Origin of the sequence: Lacrimispora indolis DSM 755 (genome assembly GCF_000526995.1) — a bacterium.
Classification (GTDB): domain Bacteria; phylum Bacillota; class Clostridia; order Lachnospirales; family Lachnospiraceae; genus Lacrimispora; species Lacrimispora indolis.
Map to the genome: position 1 here is coordinate 3,678,060 of NZ_AZUI01000001.1, position 22,427 is coordinate 3,700,486.

Below are 22,427 nucleotides of genomic sequence, written 5' to 3' on the forward strand. Positions count from 1 at the left end.
AGAGGGTATTATTTATTATAATGTTATAGCGTATTAATAAGTGAGATCCGCATAAAAAGCACTTTAGAAGCAGGCGCGGAAAGGCAGATGACAGGAATGGAGAAATTAAATACTTCGAAAAGCGCACCACCCTTATATATACAGATCAGTGACATCCTGCGCAGTAAGATTTTGAAGAAAGAGTATGAGTTTGACAGCATCATCCCAAGCGAAACGGAGCTGCAGAGCATGTATCAGGTAAGCCGTATCACGGCCAGGCAGGCGATCCAGGAGCTGGAGAAGGAAGGACTGGTAAGGCGTGCCAGGGGAAAGGGAACGGTTGTCATCTATCAGAAGACGATAGAAGAGTTCCTCACCAGAATTTACAGCTTCACGGACGAGATGAAGGAAAAGGGCATTGAACCTGGAACCAGCTACGCTCATATTGAGGTGATCAAAGCAGATGCCAAGCTGGCCGGCGTGTTTCACATCCAGCCGGAGGCCCCATTATACCGTCTGGAGAGGGTGAGAACAGGGGATGGAAAGCCGATCGTCATTTTCCAGTCTTATTTTCACATGAACAGGCAGCTTCCCATGGACGATGAGCTGTATTACGGAAGTTTGTACGCCATGCTGGAGGAGAAGGATATCAGGCCGGTCAAGATCGTGGAAAAGTTCAGCTGCATCATGCCGGACAGTCATACCCAGAAGCTGCTGGAGATGAAAAAGACCATACCGGTCCTGCTGAGGATCCGGACCTCTTATGACAGGAATGACGAGGTGGTGGAGTATACCGTCAGCCTGTACAGGGGGGACCGCTATTCTTACTCCGTTGAGATCAAGAGGTAAGCCGGCAAATAAACAAATCATAGGGAAAGGGAGTGCGGCAGTGGGTACTGTTGCACTCCTGTTTTTATTAAAGACGGTAAGGAAATTCCCAAATACGCATTTCATTCCAATGCGCATCAGGGAATGAAACATGAAAGGGGAGAACAAAATGGATTTTTATCCAGGTTTTAAAATTATACCACAGTCACGGCCCATTGGATTTACATATGGGGAGGGAGTGTTTGGCCCTGTGCCGGAGATCCGGCGGCTGGATGACATCCGGGCATCTTTAGCGGATCCGTCCTGCGGCGGACCGGAGGAGCTTTACGCCATATCCATGGACGTGGGCTGTGAAGAAGACAGAAAAGATATGGAAAAACGCAACCTTCTTTACGGAGCGGTTGTCTATGCGGCAGGAGTCATCGGCAGGGAACCGGTGCGATCCCAGGGCCATATCCACGCGGTCAGCCCTTCCTGCGGATATTCCACGCCAGAAGTTTATGAGATCTGGGACGGCGAGGCTATCATCTATATGCAGGAGTTCGGGGGAGATGACCCGGGAAATTGCTATGCGGTCCGTGCAAAAGCGGGGGATGTGGTGATCGTGCCGCCTGACTGGGTTCATGCCACGGTAAACGCCGACGTGTCCAGAAACATGTGCTTTGGGGCGTGGTGCGTCAGGGATTACGGATTTGAATATGAGGCGGTAAGGAGCCATGGAGGTGTCGCTTATTTCCCATATGTGGAGGAAAAGGACATTTTATGGAGAAAAAACTCTGCATACCAGGGGGGACGTCTGGTGGAGAGAACGCCAAGAGAATATATTGAGTTTGGGATCAGAAAGGGAATTCCCATCTATACCCAGTTTCAGGAGAATAAAGATAAGTTTTCTTTTGTAACGAAACCTCAGGATTATAAACAGATATGGGAGGAGTTTCAGCCATGAAGATCATAGAACCAAAGGCAGTGCATGATTTGTACAATGGAGTGATTGAAGGAAAAACGGTGACTTCAAGCAGGAAGCTGTTAAAGGATATTCTGACGGCTTATGAGAATCAAGATAAAGAAGAAAATACAGAGCGGGTAATGTATGAGGTTTATTGTTATGAGGAGGACGATAAGCTTCAGCCGGGAAGCCTAAGCTGGGGGCTTACGGTTATGTATCCGGAGTGTGTCAGCGGGGAATGTAATTTCACCAGGGGGCATATTCACCAGGATACTTCCTGCGGAGAATATTATTTTGGCCTTGCAGGAGAAGGGCTTCTGCTTTTAATGGATTTAGACGGAAATGCCTGGGCGGAAAAGGTTTATCCCAATTCCCTGCATTATGTCCGGGGGAATCTGGCCCACCGCCTGGTAAATACCGGGGATCAGGTGTTAAAGGTGGGAGCCTGCTGGCCATCCTGCGCCGGCCATAACTATGATTGGGTAGAAACCCATCCCTTTCCGGTGAGAGTTTATAAAAAGAATGGAGAAATCATATGCAAATAGACAGGAAATTCCAATATGAGAAATACCCGGAGATAAAAATCACGGGCTTTGAGCGTGAGGTGTTTGACGGATATGGGGAAATTATAGAGGAATTAAAATCAAAGATCAGAAAGACACCCTTTGTTTTAGTTGTAGACTGTTATCCGGGAGTTGATGATGAAGAAGTGCTGGAGGCCCTTTCCCTGCTAAAGCCAGACCGCCTGGTGCAGACAGCAGAGGTCTTTAAGGAAGAAAGGACGATCAGGGAACAGTTAAAATACCAGCTGACTGATGACCGTGTTTTCGGAAAAATGTATGCAGGGGAAATTCTGGATTTCATGGACATGGAAAAATTGTCAGAGGCCAGGAAAGAAGTGGCAGAGGCGAAAGGCTTTACGATCGTCTATGGCTTCGGAGCATCTTTGGTTGCCCAGGGAGACTTACTGGTTTATTTGGATATGGCCAGATGGGAGATCCAGCTCCGTTACCGGAAGGGAATGGGAAATTACCGGGCGGATAACGGGGATGAGGATATCTTAAAGAAGTATAAAAGAGGCTTTTTTGTGGAGTGGAGGATCGCTGATAAACACAAGGCGCAGATGTTTGAGCGCATGGATTATCTGATGGATACCAATAAGGCCGGAGCTCCTAAGATGATTAGCGGCCGGGCCTTTTTAAAGGCCCTGGAACAAACCGCAAGGCAGCCGTTCCGTACAGTGCCCTATTTTGACCCGGGAGTATGGGGAGGACAGTGGATGAAGGAAGTTTTCGGACTGGAGACTTCTGAGGAAAATTATGCCTGGAGCTTTGATGGGGTACCGGAGGAAAACAGTCTGCTGTTTAATTTTGACGGGGTGCTGGTGGAGGTTCCCGCCATGGATCTGGTGCTGTATCAGCCGAGAATGCTTTTAGGAGAGAAGGTTTACGCCCGGTTCGGAGCGGAATTTCCCATTCGCTTTGATTTCCTGGATACCATGGGCGGCCAGAATTTAAGCCTGCAGGTACATCCGCTGACCGAGTATATAAAAAAGCAATTCGGTATGCAGTATACACAGGATGAGAGCTATTACATCCTGGACGCAAAGGAAGACGCGGCAGTCTATCTGGGATTAAAGGAGGGCGTTGACAAGGAAGAGATGATCAAGGATTTAAAGGCGGCACAGGAAGGGATATGTGACTTTGACGCGGAAAAATATATCAACAGTTTTCCTGCAAAAAAGCACGACCATTTCCTGATTCCGGCGGGCACCTGCCATTGCTCCGGAAATAATGTCATGGTATTGGAAATCAGCGCAACGCCTTACATATTCACCTTTAAGCTATGGGACTGGGGACGTCTGGGACTGGATGGAAAGCCCAGACCCATCCATATTGACCATGGGATGAATGTGATCCAGTGGGACAGAACCACCAAGTGGGTGGAGGAAAATCTGGTGAATGCCTGCTATAAGGTGAAAGAAGAGGAAGGATATCTTGAAGAACATACGGGGCTTCATGAACTGGAATTTATCGAAACAAGGCGTTACTGGTTAGACCGGCCGGCAGAGCTTCATACCATGGGTACCGTTCACATGCTGAATCTGGTGGAGGGAACGGCTGCGGTTGTGGAAAGCCCGTCTGGAGATTTTGAGCCGTATGAGGTACATTATGCAGAAACATTTATTGTGCCGGCCAGTGTGGGCCCATACCGGGTGAGGCCGTTAAAGGAGCATGAAAGGATTGGTTTGATAAAGGCATATGTCAGATAAGATTTGCGGCGGAAAGATTCGCCTGGTGGCCGTGGATATGGATGGGACGGCTCTTAAGTCTGACGGAAACGTATCGCCGGAAACCATAGAAGCACTGAAGAAGTGGCTGGAAAAGGGCGGTCTGGTGGTTCCGGCTTCAGGAAGGACTTACAATTGGATTCCTGAGGAGATTTTAAGGCTGGGAGTGCCCTATGTAATATCCGGAAACGGGGCCTCCGTCATTGATACGGGAACCGGGAAATACATTTATGAAAGCAGAATCAAACTTCAGGAGGGCATGGACCTGCTGCGCTGTCTGCGGGCTGAAAACGGCCAGTGTTATTTTCAGCAGAATGATCAGTTTTATGAGGACGGCAACCGCTCGGAGGAGATGGAGAAAAAGCATCCTTATATGGCATCGGTGGGTTTTTCCAGGGAGGGGAAGCTTAAGGATTTGCCGGGATTCTTGGAAAATAAAGGAGAAGATATCCAGAAGATTGGATTTATGGCCTTTGACGAGGAGACGGAAAAGCGGGTGAAGGCCTGGGGCAGACGTTTTCCGGGCTTTTGCATCCTGAAAACGGGACACATGTGTCTGGAGTTTAACCGGAAGGGGACGTCCAAAGGAGAGGCGCTGAAATATTTATGCCATTGCCTTGCAATAGGACCGGAGCAGGTGATGGCCATTGGAGACAGCGAAAATGACTTGGAAATGCTTGCCTGGGCCGGATTAGGCATTGCCATGGGAAATGCCGCTGCGGCTGTGAAAAAGACAGCAGACTTTATCACAAAGACCAATGACGAGGAGGGCGTGGCCTGGGCATTGGATCGTTTTCTGGGAGGTTTATGAGCGATGATCAATAGGAAAGGTGTTGCCTGACCGGTTCCAGATCGATTTATAAAACAAGCTGAGGAGCTTTTTTCTGACGGATGGAGAATTCATCCGCTGGATAAAAGCTTCTTTTGATAAAAACGAAAATCTGACCTTCTTTTCCGTACAGAAATCCCCTGATTCGAGACTTCCGGCACCATGCACCGGATCGCGGTGAATATTGCTTCCGGATTCAGCCGAAGGGCTGAGTGCATAAAAGATATGATCAGGTATGGAAGAACGGCGGCCATACCGGCCATAAGAAACAAATTGACAGAAATCTGTGGTCAAGGGTATAATCGATTCATAACAAAAAAAAGTAATATGAATTGAAGGTACGAAATATGAATTATATGAAAAGTAACAGCCAGCCGTTTTCAGCTGACTATGTTTTTCTCAACATCAGGAAGCGAATTTTAAAACTGGAATTAGAGCCTGGAACCAGAATCAGTGAAAATCAGATGGCAGAAGAATACGGGGTGTCAAGAACCATCATCCGCAATGCCTTTGCAAGGCTGAATCAGCTTGGGCTTCTTACGGTATACCCCCAGAGAGGCACTTATGTAAGCCTGATCGATTTAAAGCTGATCGGGGATTTATTGATTTTAAGGACTGCCGTGGAAAAGGAAGAGCTTTACGAGCTTTTGTCCCAGAGGGACGAAGAGAAGATTGGAAAACTGGTAAGAGAACTGGAGGATAATTTAGAAAAGCAGGAAGCCTACCGGAATGTGGAAGGGTATGACTTAGAATTTCAGAAGCTGGATTCGGCATTCCACCGGGCCATTGCAGAAAGCGTGGAACGGTATAATCTGATAAAACTGCTGGAGGATTTAATGCTCCACATTTCAAGATGGCGTAATTTCGATGTGGCACTTGGCAAACGGATGCCATGCCTGATCGACGAGCACCGAAGGATCGTTGAAGAAATCAAAGGCGGTGATTTTGCCAAAGCCCAGCAGGCGATGGCAGACCATCTGGAAACCATATCCGAAATCAGAGATACGGCAATGGAAAAGTATCCTCAGTATTTCATAAACATTTAATCCGGCTGGCTGAGAAAAAGTGGCCGGAAATCCGCAGCATAAGGATTTCTGACTGTCTGCATCAAAAGCAGCCGATTATTTGTTTTTATGGGGGTAGATTGTCACAAATTAGACGATTATATGGAGAAAAGGTGAAAACGTCACCGGAACCATGTTCCATATAATAACTGAGCAGTTTCCTGTTTTTTAAAAAAGTTATTGACAAATTAGACAAATTTTGATAATCTATGCATGAAAAAATGTACCTTGTGACTTTTTTATTTTTTATATAAACTTGTATACAAGGATACATTTTTTCATGCGCAAACTTGTATACATGTATACATTGATATTTTTTTTGAAAAAGATTGTTATAAAATAAACAATATGAAAGGAAACGACCATGTTCACATTAGGAGTTGACATAGGCTCTACCACCTCCAAAGCAGTCATTCTGAAAGATGGACAGGAAATTCTGGCTACATCCCTGATCAGGGCCGGGACAGGAACTGACGGGCCGGCCCGGGCGATTGAGGCAGTGCTTGCCGAAGGAGATCTGAAACAGGAAGAGATCACTGCTGTTTATGCCACCGGCTATGGCAGAAAGCTGTTAAAAAATGCCGATGGAGAAATGAGTGAGTTAAGCTGTCATGCAAGGGGGGTCCATCACCTGCATCCGGAAGTGCGGACCATCATTGACATCGGAGGACAGGATGCAAAAGTACTTTCCCTGAATGATGAAGGGCGGCTGACGGAATTTCTGATGAATGACAAATGTGCGGCGGGGACCGGACGGTTTCTGGATGTCATGGCAGGAATTTTACAGCTGAGGATCGAAGATCTGGAAAAGCAGGCTGCCATGGCAAAGCAGATTGTGAAAATTTCCAATACCTGTACGGTGTTTGCCGAATCTGAGGTCATTTCCCAGCTGGCAAACGGAGTTGAGATTCCGGATCTGGTTGCCGGTATCTGCCAGTCAGTAGCCGGCAGGGTGGCCACCCTGGCAAAACGGATGGGAGTAAAAGAAGCGGTGTGTATGAGCGGCGGCGTTGCAAAAAATGGCGGGGTACGAAAAGCCATGGAGCAGGAACTGGGACTTGAAATTACATATTCGCCAATGGCCCAGCTTATGGGTGCTTTAGGGGCAGCGCTTTACGCTTACGATAAATCATAAAAGGAGGAATTTTTCATGGGTGAAGGAGAAACAAAACCAAAGTTTACCATTGACCCCAATTCAGCCAAGTTTAAGCTGAATGAGATCGTGGCAAAACACTACAAGGAGGTCCAGGAGGCAAAGGACAGGGGAGAGAAAATCGGCTGGTGTGCCAGCAATTTCCCTCAGGAAATTTTTCAGACCCTGGGCATTAAAGTCTGTTATCCTGAGAATCAGGCGGCAGCCATTGCGGCAAGAGGCGCGGGGCAGCGGCTGTGTGAAGTTTCAGAGGCGGAAGGTTATTCCAACGACATCTGCGCATATGCGAGGATCAGCCTGGCTCATATGAAGGTGGGGGAAACTCCGGAGCAGAACATGCCTCTGCCGGATTTCGTGCTTTGCTGCAACAACATCTGCAACTGCATGATCAAATGGTATGAGAACATTGCAAAAGAGCTTGATATTCCGCTGATTCTCATTGACATTCCCTTTAATCCTGATTACGAGGTTTCGGACGCCCAGGTGGAATATGTTAAGAGCCAGTTTCTGGCGGCGATTGAACAGCTGGAGGAGATCACGGGGAAAAAATGGAGCGAAAAGAAATTCAAGGAGGTCATGGAAACCTCAAACAGAACTTCCAGGGCATGGCTGGAGGCTACAGCCTATACCAAGTATACCCCGTCTCCCCTTAACGGCTTTGACTTACTCAATCATATGGCAGTGGCCGTCTGTGCAAGAGGGACCGTGGAGGCAGCCGAGGCCTTTGAAACCCTGCTGGAGGAATACAAAAAGGCGGTGAAAGAGGGAACCAGTACCTTCCGCGCAGAGGAAAAGTACCGGATCATGTTTGAGGGGATTGCCTGCTGGCCTCATTTAAGGACAACGGCAACCGGCTTAAAATCCCGGGGGATCAACATGGTGGCAACCATTTATGCCGATGCCTTTGGATTCATTTACGATGATTTTGACGGTCTCATCCGCGCCTACTGCAATGTGCCAAATGCCATGAACTTAGAGCATGCACGGGATAAGAGAGAAGCGATCGTAAATAAGACCCATGCAGAAGGACTTCTGGTACATACCAACCGTTCCTGTAAGCTTTGGAGCGGCTTCATGTATGAGATGAGCCGCCAGATCGGAGAGGACTGCCGGATACCGGTCACCTCATTTGACGGAGACCAGGCGGACCCGCGGAATTTCTCGGAAGCCCAGTATGAGACAAGGGTTCAGGGGCTGACGGAGATCATGGAATCCAACAAAGGGGGGAAAAACTGATGGCAACATTAAATGAATTATTAGAAAGTTTTCATGAAATTGCGTGTTCACCGAAAAAACAGCTGAATGCTTATCTGGAGCAGGGAAAAAAGGTTGTGGCCTGTGTTCCTGTTTATACTCCTGAAGAGCTGATCCACTCCATGGGGCTGGTTCCTATGGGAGCATGGGGAGCGGATATTGAGCTGAAGGAATCCAAAAAGTATTTCCCTGCGTTTATCTGTTCCATTATGCAGAGCATTCTGGAGCTGGGAATTAAGGGAGAATACAAAGGCATTTCAGCCATTGTCATCCCATCCCTCTGCGACTCTTTAAAGTGTCTGGGACAGAACTGGAAATACGCGGTGAAGGACATCCCTTTTATCCCCATGACCTATCCCCAGAACCGGAAGCCGGAATCAGGAATAAAGTTTACCAAAGCCTCCTATGAGCGTGTTATAAATGATTTAGAGGCAGCGGCCGGCGTGAAATTCAGCGAAGCTTCCTTAGCCCGGTCCAATGAAATTTACAATGAACATAATGGGGCAATGAGAAAGCTGGCAGAGGTTTTGGAACAGCATCCTTCCATTACGGCAGTCCAGAGAAGAGATATTTTTAAAAGTGCCTATTTCATGCGGAAGGAAGATCATACGGCACTGGTCAGCCAGCTGATAGAAGCGCTGTCACAAGTTGAGGAGAAGGAAAGCAAAATTAAGGTGATCACAACAGGAATCCTGGCTGACAGCGATGGGCTTTTGAAGATCTTTGATGAACACGGGCTGCAGATTGCCGCCGATGATGTTGCCCATGAATCCAGGCAGTACCGTACGGATGTGAATCTGGAATTGGAACCATTGGAAGGACTTGCAGATAAGTTCTCCCGGATGGATCATTGCTCCGTTTTGTATGATCCGGAAAAGAAGAGAGCAGGCTATATCGTAGATATGGCAAAGAAATACGATGCCAGAGGTGTGGTGGTTTTGCTGACAAAATTCTGTGACCCGGAAGAATTTGATTATGTAATCGTAAAAAAGGCCTGTGACAGGGCAGGAATTCCAATCATCCAGATGGAAGTCGACAGGCAGATGGTAAATTATGAGCAGGCAGGAACGATGATAGAAGCATTCAAAGATATGCTTTAACAGGAGGAGAAGGATATGATCGATAAAAGTAAAATGCCGGTAGCGGTGGGCGTTGCATTCGTATGGTTTACAACACAGTTTGGCGGAGGGTTTGCCTCTGGAGCACAGCTGGTTCAGTATTTCGTTGCTTTTGGTATTTGGGCGCTTATCACCCCGATTCTGGCTCAGGCCATCGGTGCGGTATTCCAGTGGTATGGGCTCCGGTTTGCAAAGATTCATGATGCTTATGATTACAGAACCTTTAACAACAAGTTTTACGGAAAATTCGCTCCTGTTTTTTCCAACCTTTATGAAATTGTATACATATTACTGCTGTGCCTGGCTCCGTCTGTTGCCTTTGCAACCGGAGGTTCCACCATGCAGTCCCTGACCGGGCTCCCATATATGGTCTGTACCCTGATCATCGGTTTGTTTATTTTTGCGGTGACCATTTTTGGAACGGATTTTGTAAGAAAAGCGGCGTCCACCTTGTCCGTTATTATCATTGCAGGTCTTTTGATCGTTTATATACCGAATATTATCGCAAGCTGGGGTAATATTACAGAAAACATCAGTACCTTAGCAGCGAATCCCGCACCTGCAGGCCCTGCTTTCTGGAGCTGTTTTATTTATGGTTCCTTCCAGCTGGCTTCCATCGGATTGCTGTACCAGCATGCTCAGCCATTTAAAACAGAAAAAGAAGCCGGAACAAGTATGATTTATGGATTTATCGTAAACTCCGTACTGATCATGCTTTCTACGCTGGGACTGATGGCAATTGCAACCAACCCGGATTTATCCAAGGATCCCCTTCCGGTTATCACTCTGATCAAAGGCGGCGTTGGAGCCGGCTTCATGAACCCCATGATTTCCATACTCATTATTTTGGGAGCAGTATCAACGGCGGTAAACATGATTGCAGGAGCGGTCCAGAGAGTGGTTGTTGCACTTGAAAAGCCTGAGGAAAGAAGAAACGAAGGAAAACCTACGGCAAAAACCCTGATCTGTGCATTGTTATGTACCATTCTCGCTTTTGCCATCGCCCAGTTCGGACTTCTTCCACTGGTAAAGGTAGGATACGGATATCTGGGTTATATAACCATTGCAGTGGTACTGGTTCCGTTCCTGATCCGGATGATCGGGGAAGCCATGGGAAAAATTGAGAAATAACTGACAGAACCGTGGGACAGAGGTTAGCAGGAGAATGAATATGACAGGCCTTTTATCAGAAACAATCGGAGAACTGCTTCATAAAAGAGCTGTTCTTACGCCGAATGCAGCAGGAATCTGCTATCAGGATAAACATTATTCCTGGAAAGAGGCGGATGAAATTTCGGATTTTTGGGCAGCTGACTTTATAAGAAAAGGAATTTCCAAAGGGAAACATGTGGCGTTATGGGGAACCAACAGCCCGGAATGGGTCATGGCGTATCTGGCTTTTATGAAGTCCGGGGCAGTTGTGCTCCCGGTCAATACATGCTATAAGGAACAGGAATTGAACAGGGTTTTAAAAGAAGCGGATGCAGATTATCTGTTCTATGGAAGGGGATGCGGTGATAAGGACTACGGACCGGTTATTGCAAATGCAGGGCTGGATGGTCCGGACAGCTTCTTAAAAGGGATCGTTTCCCTGGAGCATCTGCCTGATTGTGAAAAGCTTGACAACAGGAAGGAAGATCAGCAGCTTTTAAAAGAAATGAAACAGAACTTATCTTCAAAAGATATTGCAAACATACTTTTCACCTCCGGTACCTCAGGTGTTCCAAAGGGAGTGATGTTAAGCCACGAAAACCTGGTCAACAATTCTGCCGAAATGGTGCGTTCCATGCACTGGAACGAAAATGACCGCATGTGCTTAGCTGTTCCCCTGTTTCACTGCTTCGGCATCACAGCGGGCATATTGTCCGCTGTCCATGCCGGGGCGGCAATTTATATCAATCAGTATTATAAGTCCATTGGAGTCATGGAAAACATACAAAAAAATTCCTGCACCATTCTAAACGGCGTTCCCAGCATGTTCCTGGCTATGGTAAAAAACAACAGGAGAAAAGAATACGATTTAAGTTCTCTAAAGAGCGGAATTATTGCGGGTTCCGCCATTCACCCTTTGGATTACATCAATATCTGTGAAGAGCTGAAGATGGAGCATTTACAGCCTTCCTATGGGCAGACCGAGTCTTCCCCTGCCATTACCATGACCGGATATTGGGACCCAATCTGCCGGAAGGCTCTTTCAGCAGGCAAAAAGATCCCTTATACGGAATTAAGGATCTGGGATGAAGGAAGGAATTGCATTGCCGGCCCCGGTACTGTTGGAGAAATCCAGTCCAAAGGTTATCACATCATGAAGGGCTATTACAACCGGGAAAAAGAAACGGAAGCAGTGCTGGATCAAGAGGGGTGGCTTCACACCGGAGACTGCGGTTATCTGGATGAAGACGGCAATCTTCATATGACCGGACGGAAAAAAGAGATGATCATCCGGGGCGGTGAAAATATAGCGCCAATGGAAATTGAAAACTGTATCCTGGAGCTTCCGGAAATCAAGGCAGTGAAGGTGGTAGGAGTGGATGCCCAGGTCCTTCAGGAGGAAATTGCAGCCTGTATCATTACGGAGCCTGGAGCGGAATTTTCCGAAGAAAGGATCAGGGAGCAGGTTCGTCAGAACCTGGCGGATTATAAGGTTCCCAAATATGTTTATCGATTTGATTCATTTCCTTACAGCAACAGCGGCAAGGTTATGATCCATGAGTTACGGCAGGAAGTCGAGAAGCGGTTAGCGAAAAGAGGTTAAGGAGGAAACAACATGTATTTTACAAAACAGCATGAGCTTGTCCGGAAACTGGCGAGAGAGTTTGCGGAAAATGAACTGACCAATGAAGTCCTGGATGAGATTGAGGAAAGCGGGACATTTCCGGAGGAAATCCTTTACAAAATGGGAAAGGCCGGATTTTTCGGCATTAAGACGCCAAAGGAATACGGCGGTTCCGGCGGTGACGCCCGCTGCTACGTGCTGGTGATGGAGGAAATAGCAAGAGTCAGCGGAGTTGCAAGCATTTATGTATCTTCCCCTAATTCCCTTTCCGGAGGTCCTTTGTTATTATCCGGCACAGAGGAGCAGAAACGAAAATACCTTCCTTCACTGATAAGCGGGAGCAAAAAGCTCTGCTTTGCCCTGACGGAACCAGGGGCAGGTTCTGATGCAGGGGGTATGCAGTCCACCGCTGTTAAGGAAGGGGATTATTACATATTAAATGGAAGAAAGACCTTTATCACCATGGCGCCTTTATCAGATTATGCGGTGATCTACGCAAAGACGGATATGACAAAGAAAACAAAAGGAATCAGCGCCTTTATTGTTGATATGAAAAACACTCCTGGAATTTCCTGTGGAAAACCGGAGCATAAAATGGGCGTCATCGGCTGCGCCACCAGCGATATCATCATGGATAACGCAAGGATTCCGGCCGAAAACCTTTTGGGCGAAGAAGGTATGGGATTTATCAACGCCATGAAGACACTGGATACGGGCCGAATGGGAGTTGCCGCCCAGTCCATCGGAGTTGCCCAGGGGGCTTTGGACGAGGCCATCAAATACGCAAAGGAACGCAAGCAGTTCGGAAAACGGATCGGGGATTTCCAGGCAATCGCCTTTATGATTGCAGATATGGCCACAAAGCTGGAGGCTGCAAAGCAGCTGGTTTATAAGACCGCTTACTTAATGGATACCCATCAGCCTGCAACCATGGAAGCATCTATGGCAAAATACTATGCTTCTGAGGTCTGCAATGAAATCGCTTCAAAATCCCTTCAGATCCATGGCGGATACGGATTTATCAAAGATTATAAGATTGAGCGTATGTACAGGGATTGCCGTGTGTTCACCATTTACGAGGGTACCTCACAAATCCAGCAGCTGGTGATTTCCGGAAAACTGCTTAAGAAATAATGACTACACGGAAGGAGTAATGAAAACGATGAAAATTTTGGTTTGTGTGAAACAGGTGCCGGATACCAATGAAGTAAAGATCGATCCGGTAAAGGGTACATTGATCCGTGACGGAGTTCCCAGCATTTTAAACCCTGATGATGCGAATGCCTTAGAAGAGGCCTTGAAAATAAAAGATGAAAAACCTGGAACAACGGTTTCCGTTATTACCATGGGCCCGCCTCAGGCTGATGATATGTTAAGGGAGTGCCTGGCAATGGGGGCGGATGAGGCTTATCTGCTCAGCGACAGGGTCTTTGGAGGAGCCGATACCTGCGCCACCTCCACCACCATTGCTGCGGGTATTGAGAAAATCGGAGACTATGACATTATTTTTGCAGGCCGTCAGGCCATTGACGGGGATACGGCTCAGGTCGGCCCCCAGGTGGCCTGGAGACTTGGTATTCCGGTGGTGACTTATGTTCAGGATGTGAAGCTTTGTGAAGGAAAGGTGATCGTGCAAAGGCAGCTGGAAAACGGATATGAAATTCTGGAGGTTCAGATGCCCTGTCTCCTTACCGCCGTAAAAGAACTGAATGAGCCCCGTTACATGAGCATAGGCGGCATCATGGACGCATATGCAAAAAAGGTTACCATATGGAATCATGAGGATGTGGGACTGGATCCAAAAGACTGTGGTTTAAATGCTTCCCCAACTCAGGTTTTCCGTTCCTTTACTCCTGCTCCAAAGGGAAAAGGAGAGATGCTCGCCGGAACAGTATGCCAAATGGCTGAGCTGCTTACAGAAAAACTGAAAGAGAAGCATTATCTTTAAAACCCAGGAAAAGGAGGAAAGTTCACATGGCTGTAAATGTAATAAAAGAAAAATGCAGGGGCTGTTCCATCTGTGTAAAGAACTGCCCGTTTGAAGCAATTACAATGGAAAATAAACTGGCTGTTATCGGCACCGCCTGCACCAGCTGCGGCGTATGCGTGGAAAAATGTCCGTTTAATGCAATAGAAAAGACAGAAGAAACAAAGGAAACGGTTGATTTATCAGAGTACCGGGATGTATGGGTATTTGCGGAACAAAGAGAAGGAGCGCTCATGCCGGTGGTTAAAGAACTTCTGGGAGAAGGGCGGAAACTGGCAGCTGAGATCGGCTGCAGCTTATGTACTGTTTTATGCGGAAACCAGGTGGAGGGACTAGCGGACGAACTGTTTGAATACGGAGCGGATAAAGTCTATCTGGCGGATCATAAAGAACTGGAGTCCTACCGCACCGACGCTTATACCGCTGTGATCCATGATGCCATTAAAACCTATAAGCCTGAAATCGTCCTTTTGGGAGCGACCCACATTGGCCGTGACTTAGGTCCCTGCCTGGCCGTCCGCTGCAATACCGGACTGACCGCCGACTGTACGAAACTGGAGATCGATGAGCAGGATAAGAAGATCAAGCAGACCCGCCCGGCCTTTGGCGGTAATTTAATGGCAACCATCGTATGTCCAAACCACAGGCCCCAGATGTCAACGGTACGTCCGGGAGTCATGGAAAAAGCTGAAAGGCAGGAGGGCCGGAAGGGCCAGGTTATTCCTCTTACAGTAAACTTTGGAAAAGAGGACATCAGGACACGGATCCTTGAGGTGGTAAAGCAGGTAGGAGAGGCAGTATCCTTAACTGATGCGGAAATTATTGTATCCGGCGGTATGGGCCTTGGCAAAGCCGAAGGCTTTGAACTGTTAAAGAAGCTGGCTGATAAGCTGGGCGGTGTGGTGGCAGCCAGCCGTGCTGCAGTTGATGCGGGCTGGATCGACCATTCTCATCAGGTAGGGCAGACCGGGACAACGGTGCGTCCCAAGCTGTATTTTGCCTGCGGTATTTCCGGAGCCATTCAGCATGTGGCAGGTATGCAGAATTCGGAGCAGATCATTGCAATCAACAAAAACCCGGCAGCTCCGATTTTTGAGGTGGCGGATTACGGCATCGTGGGAGATCTTTATCAGGTGATCCCTGCACTAATAGAAGAACTGGACAAATAGAGGAGGGAATTAATATGGGAAAGAAGCTGTTGGAAGGAATCAAAGTAGTGGAACTGGCAACCTTTATCGCGGCGGCAGGCGCAGGACGTTTTCTTGCAGACTGCGGAGCAGATGTGATTAAAATCGAATCTGCCAAGGGAGATCCGTTAAGGCATACGGCTCCGTCGGAAGGAAGGCCTTTGGACATGTATGAAAATACGACCTGGGACTTAGAAAATGGAAACAAGCGGTGCATTTCTCTTAATATGAAGGCACCGGAGGGCAAAGAGGCATTTTTTAAGCTTTTGGAAGGTGCGGATGTGCTGATCACCAACTGGAGAGTCCAGGCCTTGGAACGGGCTGGACTGGACTATGAAACATTAAAGGTAAAGTATCCCAGGCTGGTTTATGCCATGGTAACAGGATATGGAGAATATGGCCCGGATAAAGACCTTCCGGGGTTTGATTTCACTGCATTTTTTGCAAGAGGAGGCTATCTCCATTCCCTGCGCCAGAGAGGAACGGTTCCCATGAATGTGGTTCCGGGAGTGGGGGATCATAACGTGGCCATGAATCTTGCGGCAGGAATTCTTGCGGCATTGTACCATGCAAAAGAAACCGGACAGGGAGAGAAAGTAGAGACCAGTCTGTTTGAGACAGCTGTCTATAACATGGGAATGATGATCCAGGCAGCCAATTATGACGGCCCGGCCAGAGAATATCCCATTAACATCAGGGAGAGCGCCAACCCCTTTAACGCAGCATGGAGAACAAAGGATGACAGATTCATTCAGACCTGTATGCCGGATTATAACACCTACTATAAGCAGTTCATGAAAGCTCTGGGAAGAGATGATCTGATTGAGGATGAAAATTATTTCCCAATCCAGAACCTTCAGGCAAAGGGGCTGGGGACGGAAGTTTATGACATCTGTATGGAAGCAATGGAAAAGAAAACGGCAAAGGAATGGATTCCGGTTTTAAAGGAACATGACATTGCATTCAGCGTTGCCCAGTCCTGGGAGGAGATTTTAGAGGATGAGCAGGCATGGGCCAATGACTGCTTCTATAAAATGCAGTACAACAATGGAAATGTGCGCACACTGGTAAGGCCGCCGGTCAAGTTCCAGGAAATGGGCGTTCCGGATTACAAGGGCGGTCCTCTCATTGGAGAGCAGGGACCGGAAATCCTGGAAGATCTGGGGTACAGAAAAGAGGAGATTAAGGAGTTTCAGGAGAAGGGAATCCTTTATGTGTGGAAGGATGAAAGGAAAAACTAGAACAGTCTTTGGATAAATAAAAGCAGAAAGGGAGTACATGGTACTCTTTTTCTGCTTTTATAAGGTTCATGGACCAGGTCATTCAGGACTTGTGGCCGGGGCTGGCAATGGGATAAGTCCGGGCCTCTATTTTAACGGTAATTTATATCGGAAACCCATTTCACCCTTAGGATCAGGAGGGTTGTAATAATGGCTGCCATATAATTGGAAAACAGGTTGCCCCAGAACACGGAATAAAAGCTTAGAAAGTGCTCTGTTGCCAGTATAAATATGTACCGCAGGAGCCATACCCGCAGCAGGCTGATAAAGAGGGTGATCCGGGTCTTTCCCAGTCCGATAAAGGCTCCTTGCTGGACCATACAGATACCAAAGCCGATCACGGAATAGGTATAAATATGAAGCGCTTGATTTGCCACAGCAAGAACAGAGGCATCCCTGGTAAACAGCACGGTAAGCTTTGAAGACAGAGGCACCACCAGTGCGATCAAAAGAGCGGCAGTAACGGCACTTATGACGCAGCCCGCCAAACAGGCTTTTTTGGCCTTTTCCGGCTGGTTTGCTCCCACATTCATACTGACCATGGTGGTCACGGCGGAACCAAAGGAAGAGGGCAGTATAAAGCAGATGGAAGTAATGTTATTGGCAATTCCCTGCCCGTTTAATACAACGGCTCCGTATTTTTCCACTTCATTGTTGATGAGGAAGAAGCCCAGGTTCAGCATCAGGCTGGAAAGCATGGCCGGAAAACCTATGCGCAAAAGGGTGTTGATGATATTGCAGTCAAACCGGAAGCCGGACAGAACAAATCGTTCGCCCGTTTCTTTTAAGAATAATTCATAATACATCCATCCGGTAATTATAAAGTTGGATGCCAGGGAAGCCATGACAGAACCCACAAGGCCCCATCGGAAAACCACTATAAAGAGGGCGCTGAAAATGATTTTTAAAATCAGCATGATCACCATTCGGACAAACGTGTCCTCCGGCTTGCCATTGGCATTCTTTATGGAATTATAGATGGATTCCATGAAAGAAAAGGGTGTCACACAGGCGCTCAACGCCAGATAGACAAAGACATCGTGGGAAATCTCCTCATTTACATGGGCTGATATGGGAAATGCAAGGGCAATCAGCAGCGGCGCCAGGAGAAAGCCCAGCAAAAAAGTAAAAACAATGATTTGAGTGGCAATTTTCCGGCTGTGCTTAAAGTCTCCGTTTCCATTGGACTGCCCGATAATGGCCATTCCGGCCACACTCACTCCCTGAGCCAGGGCGGAGATCATATTTACAATGGGAGTGCAGTAAGTGACGGCGCTTGCCGCCTGGGTTCCTACGAGATTGTTGAGAAACAAACCGTCGATGACCGGTATAGCGGATTGGATGAGACCCATCATAAGGGTGGGAACGGAAAGAAATAAAATGGTCGCGGAAACGGAGCCGTTAAGAATTAAATCCCGTCTCTGCTGGGTGCTTTGCTTTAAAAAGTTTGATTGCATGGTCGATTCACCTGATTAGTAGATTTGCGGTAGAGATTTCGGTCAGTACCGTACGGATTTTAACTATACGCTTGGGAAAATGGAATGTCAAGTGAACTTTTTTTCAGGCAGTGATTCTTTTTTCATTTAAAAACAGATCCTATTCTCTGGCAAAAAAATCCCCCCTGTTACATGCAGCTGGAAGCGGAATTCGTGAAAACGAATTTGTTGAGAAAAAGACTCATTCCGTCTTTCACATCTTCATTGACAATATTTTACCTCCCCGATATACTGAGATGGCAATGGTTAGTTATTACTAACTAAAAACAGGAGGATGGAATGATTAAAAGAAAGTTGATTCAAAAAACAGTAACACCAATACTGACAGCTGCTTGTGTACTTTCGCAGATTGGTATCGCCTGGGCGGGCGTATACACACAAGGCAACTGGCAATACGAAAAGGAAAGCTGGAAACATTATGAGGCTTCAGGGACTTTAAGCTCCGGCTGGATTCAAAAGGCTTCGGGCTGGTATTATCTTAGCCCGGAAGACGGAGCCATGATGACAGGATGGTTTCAGGATGAAAAGGGAATGAGATATTATCTGAACACCTCCAATGATGGCACAGAGGGGCAGATGCGCTCCGGCTGGTATCAGGATGGCAGCGGAATATGGTACTTCTTTCATACAGCCAATGACGGAGCCCTTGGAGCTATGAAGACGGGCTGGCAGTGGATAGACGGATATTGCTATTATTTTAATGCTGCTGATGGAGCAGACATGGGAAAAATGTACACAGGCCAGACAACTCCGGATGGCTATTTTGTCAATGGAGAAGGCCGCTGGGCGGAGGCTGACGGAACTGTCCATTACGAGGCCGGCAGAGGCTTAGCTTCAACGCCTGCAGCAGAAAACGCCAGGAAAACGGCATCTTCCAGCGGAGGAAGCAGTTCCTCTGGCAGTGGAAGTTCCTCAGGTGAAAGCAATACTCCAAATGAAAATAATTCCTCCGGCAATGGAAATAACGGAAACAATTCCAATGGGGATGAAGGTAATAACAACGGAGGTAATAATAGCGAAGGTAATAATAGCGAAGAAGGCAACAATCAGGAAGATCAGGATGTTTTTATAAATGAACAAAGGACAAAGCTGGTTGATTTAGGCTGGATACAGTATGCAGTAATTGCTTTCCAGGAAGGAAGCATAGACGATTATACCATTGAGATAGATGGGACGGATATTACGGAGGTTTGCACAAACGTAGATGATGACGGGACTGTGGTTAAATGGCAGACAACTTTGTGGAAACCCGGTACCATTACAGTCATCAGGGCATCTGACGGAAAAACACAGGAAGTAAAGATTGGAAACAGCGTTGCAACAGAAGCGCCGGAGATGGGCAGCCTTGGTTCTGCTCCCAGTGCGATCCTGACCAACGGATCCATATCTGTCTTTGATTATTGGCTGGATAATTACGACAAAGACGGCAATGTGCGTGTAAGCCCTGAGAAGACCACCTTTCGGTTAAACGGAAAGAGCCAGGAAACTTCTTCAGAGGTGCCTGCCGATTATTACATACCGGATACCTTGATTGATAAAAATGGGAACGGCAAGATCCAGCTTAAGATGTCGTTAAAGACTCTGGCCCAGGAAAGCTGGTTTGACCAGCTGAAAACCATTAAGGCTCAGGATCCTGAAAACACTGTTTTAAACAAGAATCTTGTTTTTACCACTTCAATGGAAACAGAATATGGAAAGACAGGAGTAATTACAATCCAGCTTCCCCAGACCAACCTGTTTGCCCGGGGACGTTATCAGCTGAACCTGTCTTCCGTATACAGCAAGGCAACCATGAACGTGCCGCTTCATCTTGTGGATAACAGGCTTTTTGTAATGAATTTAAATGCTTTAAATCCCAGTCCTAAGCAGGGAGAAGACTTTGCGTTTGATATAGTAGGACCGGATGGAGAAACCTTTGGAACAGAAATACTGTCCCCCATTTACAGAGTGGATCTGACTATGCCGTCAGGAAAAGTGAAGTCCCTCACAAAGATAGACCAATGGTATGAGATCGGCCCCATGCTTCATATTTGCGGCACGGATCCGGATGGCAATGTGATCACTGATGAAAGCGGTATATATACGGTTACGGCATATGCAAATGGCTACCAGACCATGACAAAGAAAGTGGAAGTCAACAGCAGTTCCCAGATTGTGGCAGAGGGCTTTACAATCTATGCTATGGCAGAATCTTTCGGCATTGATGCCATGTCCAGCGCTTCTGTTGTCATACCGGGAGATGGCGGTTCCGGCGGTTCTGGTTCTTCCGGCGGCTCACAAATGAACGGTTTCCTGATATTTGACCATGATATGCTGGCAAACGCATTGATTTTACATGAGATCAACTATGTGAGTGAGTACAGCGAGGCGGTTGTGCAGTGGTGGTATGATCAGAAAGCACAAGCTGTTATGGATGAAAATGCTGAAATAATTTATGATTTCACCCATTATTTAAATGCGGTGAAAGATGCAAAACTGGAGGCAGGAGAATATCTTTCCTTTGAAAAATATAAGGAAACCCAGACCGGAGGAGAGACCGGAAACCGTCCGTATCAGATTAAGCGGGTTCTGGAAGACGGAAAGTTAGGAACGGTTGAAAGCTTTCTTTCTGTGGTAGGAAAGTCAGCGCCGGCCCTTAAGGGAATGGAAGGAAAGCTGGGCGAGGATCTGGTACTGTCTTCTGATAAGGATGGGGAGTATATTTCCAAAATAACAGCGCTTTATCTGGACGGTTCTGCAATCGCTCTCAGAAGTGATGAATACATCACAGCTTATAAGACCAGCGAGACAAAGGAAAGTGTTACGATCCTGTCAAAAATAGAAGGAACAGGCGGCGGCACCCTTCAACTTACGGAAGGAGAACACAAGCTCCGCATTGTGGCAGAGGGATATAAGGAGCAGACGGTTATTCTGAATGTGGTTAAGGAATTAGAACAGTTTAATCTTTCACTGGCTGAGAATCCTGATAAAACAGATTCAGAAGAAGCGACAGCCTACCATGTGGGGCAGATGGTTTACATCAATGCTGCAGCCGATGAAGATGATGAAAGCCAGAAAGAGCTTCGCGGGGACTTTATGAAGAACTTCACAGGGGTGACCCTGACCGACCCGGATGACAATATAAGGAAAGTGCTTTCCAGTGAACAGGGCGGAATGTTCAGCCAGGACAATTATGAAAAGGGAGATTATTCCTTTGCTCTTCAGAAAAATCTGTTTCAGAAGGCAGGCATGTATACCGTTTTGGTGACTGCAGAAGGATACACAGCCAAGACACTGACCTTTGAAATTCTGGAAGCTGCCGGGAATCCGGTTGAAAATGAAAAGCCAGCACCTGATGTGGCAGCGACAAAATACGTGAAAGCATCTTTCTGGGATCCGGCATATTATCGTGTGACCTTTGATGTAACAGATGAGCAGGAAACAAAAGAGTATCTGAACGCAGATAAAGCAGTCACGGTCAACGGAATTCCTTATAAGAAGACTTCCATGTTATCTACTTCCAGACCAAATGAATATAAAGTATCTAAGGATGAAGCCTATGGAGTGGTGAAGTATCTTGACTTTACAGAAGATGGCTTTACGGAAGAAGAAAATGAAGTGATTATTGAGGTAGACGGCTACGGGACATTAACGTTTATGGTCGAGTTATTTGACCCTGAGGCAGGTATGGAAGGAAAGAGTGCTTCTGCAGCTGTTAAGGTTGAGGAAGAGGCTGTAGAAACTGAGGAAGGCAAAACAGAAGAAGCTAAGGAAGAAACCGTAGAAACTGAGGAAGATAAGACAGAAGAAGCTGAGGAAGATAAGACAGAAGAAGCTGAGGAAGAAACCGTAGAAACTGTGGTAGACAAGACAGAAGAGGGCAAGGACGAAACGGTGGAAGTTGAGGAAGGCAAGACAGAAGAGGGCAAGGACGAAACGGTAGAAACCGAGGCTGGCAAAACAGAAGAAGCTAAGGACGAAACGGTAGAAACCAAGGAAGAGGAAAACGGAAAGGAAGCTGCAGATAGTAAGGAAGAAGAAATTCAGGAAGAAACTGCAGAAACCAAGGAGAAATCTTCTGACAGCCAGGAAAAAGAGCCGGAGGATGAAGTGAAAATTGGAAAAACGGCTGATGTGACGGTTGAAGAATAAAAAGATGAATGAAAAACCTTTGTAAAAGGGAGATACAGTTTACTTCTCTCGGAAAGCAGACAAACCGGTGTCAGGACGCAAGTCCCGGCACCGATTTTCTTTATAAATA

General features: G+C 47.0%; 17 protein-coding genes. 16 read left to right on the forward strand and 1 reads right to left on the reverse strand.

All coding sequences use genetic code 11. The features are described from left to right. The first annotated feature begins 96 nt into the window (after positions 1-96). The 15 genes from K401_RS0117640 (at position 97) to K401_RS0117720 (ending at position 16,652) form a co-directional block, all read left to right on the forward strand. Complete coding sequence (locus K401_RS0117640; RefSeq protein ID WP_024294193.1) at positions 97-828, forward strand: GntR family transcriptional regulator; 732 nt, start codon at positions 97-99, stop codon at positions 826-828. A 148-nt stretch (positions 829-976) separates the two neighbouring features. Beyond that, positions 977-1,753, forward strand: coding sequence for a glucose-6-phosphate isomerase family protein (locus K401_RS0117645; protein WP_024294194.1), 777 nt, complete (start codon positions 977-979; stop codon positions 1,751-1,753). Then, on the forward strand, positions 1,750-2,298 hold the full coding sequence (locus tag K401_RS0117650) for a glucose-6-phosphate isomerase family protein (RefSeq protein ID WP_024294195.1): 549 nt from the start codon (positions 1,750-1,752) through the stop codon (positions 2,296-2,298). The genes K401_RS0117645 and K401_RS0117650 overlap by 4 nt, the downstream gene beginning before the upstream one ends. Continuing rightward, positions 2,289-4,025 carry a DUF8485 domain-containing protein gene (locus tag K401_RS0117655; protein ID WP_024294196.1) on the forward strand — a complete coding sequence of 579 codons (1,737 nt, stop codon included), beginning with the start codon at positions 2,289-2,291 and terminating at the stop codon, positions 4,023-4,025. Before K401_RS0117650 ends, K401_RS0117655 begins: the two co-directional genes overlap by 10 nt. Next, the gene (locus tag K401_RS0117660; protein WP_024294197.1) at positions 4,015-4,854 is read left to right on the forward strand and encodes a Cof-type HAD-IIB family hydrolase; all 840 of its coding nucleotides are present in this window, start codon (positions 4,015-4,017) and stop codon (positions 4,852-4,854) included. Before K401_RS0117655 ends, K401_RS0117660 begins: the two co-directional genes overlap by 11 nt. A 365-nt stretch (positions 4,855-5,219) precedes the next feature. After that, positions 5,220-5,918: a GntR family transcriptional regulator gene (locus tag K401_RS0117670; RefSeq protein ID WP_084492912.1), complete on the forward strand. Its 699-nt coding sequence runs from the start codon at positions 5,220-5,222 to the stop codon at positions 5,916-5,918. Between the two features lie 382 nt (positions 5,919-6,300). Next, entirely contained in the window at positions 6,301-7,071 is a 771-nt protein-coding gene (locus K401_RS0117680; RefSeq protein ID WP_029700861.1) for an acyl-CoA dehydratase activase, read from the forward strand. Positions 7,072-7,086: 15 nt separating this feature from the next. Then, positions 7,087-8,325: a 2-hydroxyacyl-CoA dehydratase subunit D gene (locus K401_RS0117685; protein WP_024294202.1), complete on the forward strand. Its 1,239-nt coding sequence runs from the start codon at positions 7,087-7,089 to the stop codon at positions 8,323-8,325. Continuing rightward, positions 8,325-9,443 (forward strand): 2-hydroxyacyl-CoA dehydratase subunit D, encoded by a 1,119-nt coding sequence (locus K401_RS0117690; protein ID WP_024294203.1) that lies wholly within the window; start codon positions 8,325-8,327, stop codon positions 9,441-9,443. The genes K401_RS0117685 and K401_RS0117690 overlap by 1 nt, the downstream gene beginning before the upstream one ends. A gap of 15 nt (positions 9,444-9,458) precedes the next feature. Further along, entirely contained in the window at positions 9,459-10,592 is a 1,134-nt protein-coding gene (locus K401_RS0117695) for a YkvI family membrane protein (RefSeq protein ID WP_024294204.1), read from the forward strand. A gap of 40 nt (positions 10,593-10,632) precedes the next feature. Then, positions 10,633-12,216, forward strand: a complete 1,584-nt coding sequence (locus tag K401_RS0117700; RefSeq protein WP_024294205.1) for a class I adenylate-forming enzyme family protein — start codon at positions 10,633-10,635, stop codon at positions 12,214-12,216. A 12-nt stretch (positions 12,217-12,228) separates the two neighbouring features. Further along, on the forward strand, positions 12,229-13,371 hold the full coding sequence (locus K401_RS0117705) for an acyl-CoA dehydrogenase family protein (protein ID WP_024294206.1): 1,143 nt from the start codon (positions 12,229-12,231) through the stop codon (positions 13,369-13,371). A 28-nt stretch (positions 13,372-13,399) separates the two neighbouring features. Continuing rightward, on the forward strand, positions 13,400-14,185 hold the full coding sequence (gene etfB / locus K401_RS0117710; RefSeq protein ID WP_024294207.1) for an electron transfer flavoprotein subunit beta: 786 nt from the start codon (positions 13,400-13,402) through the stop codon (positions 14,183-14,185). A gap of 26 nt (positions 14,186-14,211) precedes the next feature. Beyond that, positions 14,212-15,393, forward strand: a complete 1,182-nt coding sequence (locus tag K401_RS0117715) for an electron transfer flavoprotein subunit alpha/FixB family protein (protein WP_024294208.1) — start codon at positions 14,212-14,214, stop codon at positions 15,391-15,393. Between the two features lie 14 nt (positions 15,394-15,407). After that, positions 15,408-16,652, forward strand: a complete 1,245-nt coding sequence (locus K401_RS0117720) for a CaiB/BaiF CoA transferase family protein (protein ID WP_024294209.1) — start codon at positions 15,408-15,410, stop codon at positions 16,650-16,652. 131 nt (positions 16,653-16,783) lie between these two features. Here the strand turns inward: K401_RS0117720 and K401_RS0117725 are convergent, their stop codons facing one another. Further along, positions 16,784-18,148: an MATE family efflux transporter gene (locus K401_RS0117725; RefSeq protein ID WP_024294210.1), complete on the reverse strand. Its 1,365-nt coding sequence runs from the start codon at positions 18,146-18,148 to the stop codon at positions 16,784-16,786. 318 nt (positions 18,149-18,466) lie between these two features. On the opposite strand from K401_RS0117725, the gene K401_RS0117730 reads away from it, so the two are divergent. Next, positions 18,467-22,318 (forward strand): hemoblobin-interacting domain-containing protein, encoded by a 3,852-nt coding sequence (locus K401_RS0117730; protein WP_024294211.1) that lies wholly within the window; start codon positions 18,467-18,469, stop codon positions 22,316-22,318. Positions 22,319-22,427 lie beyond the last annotated feature (109 nt).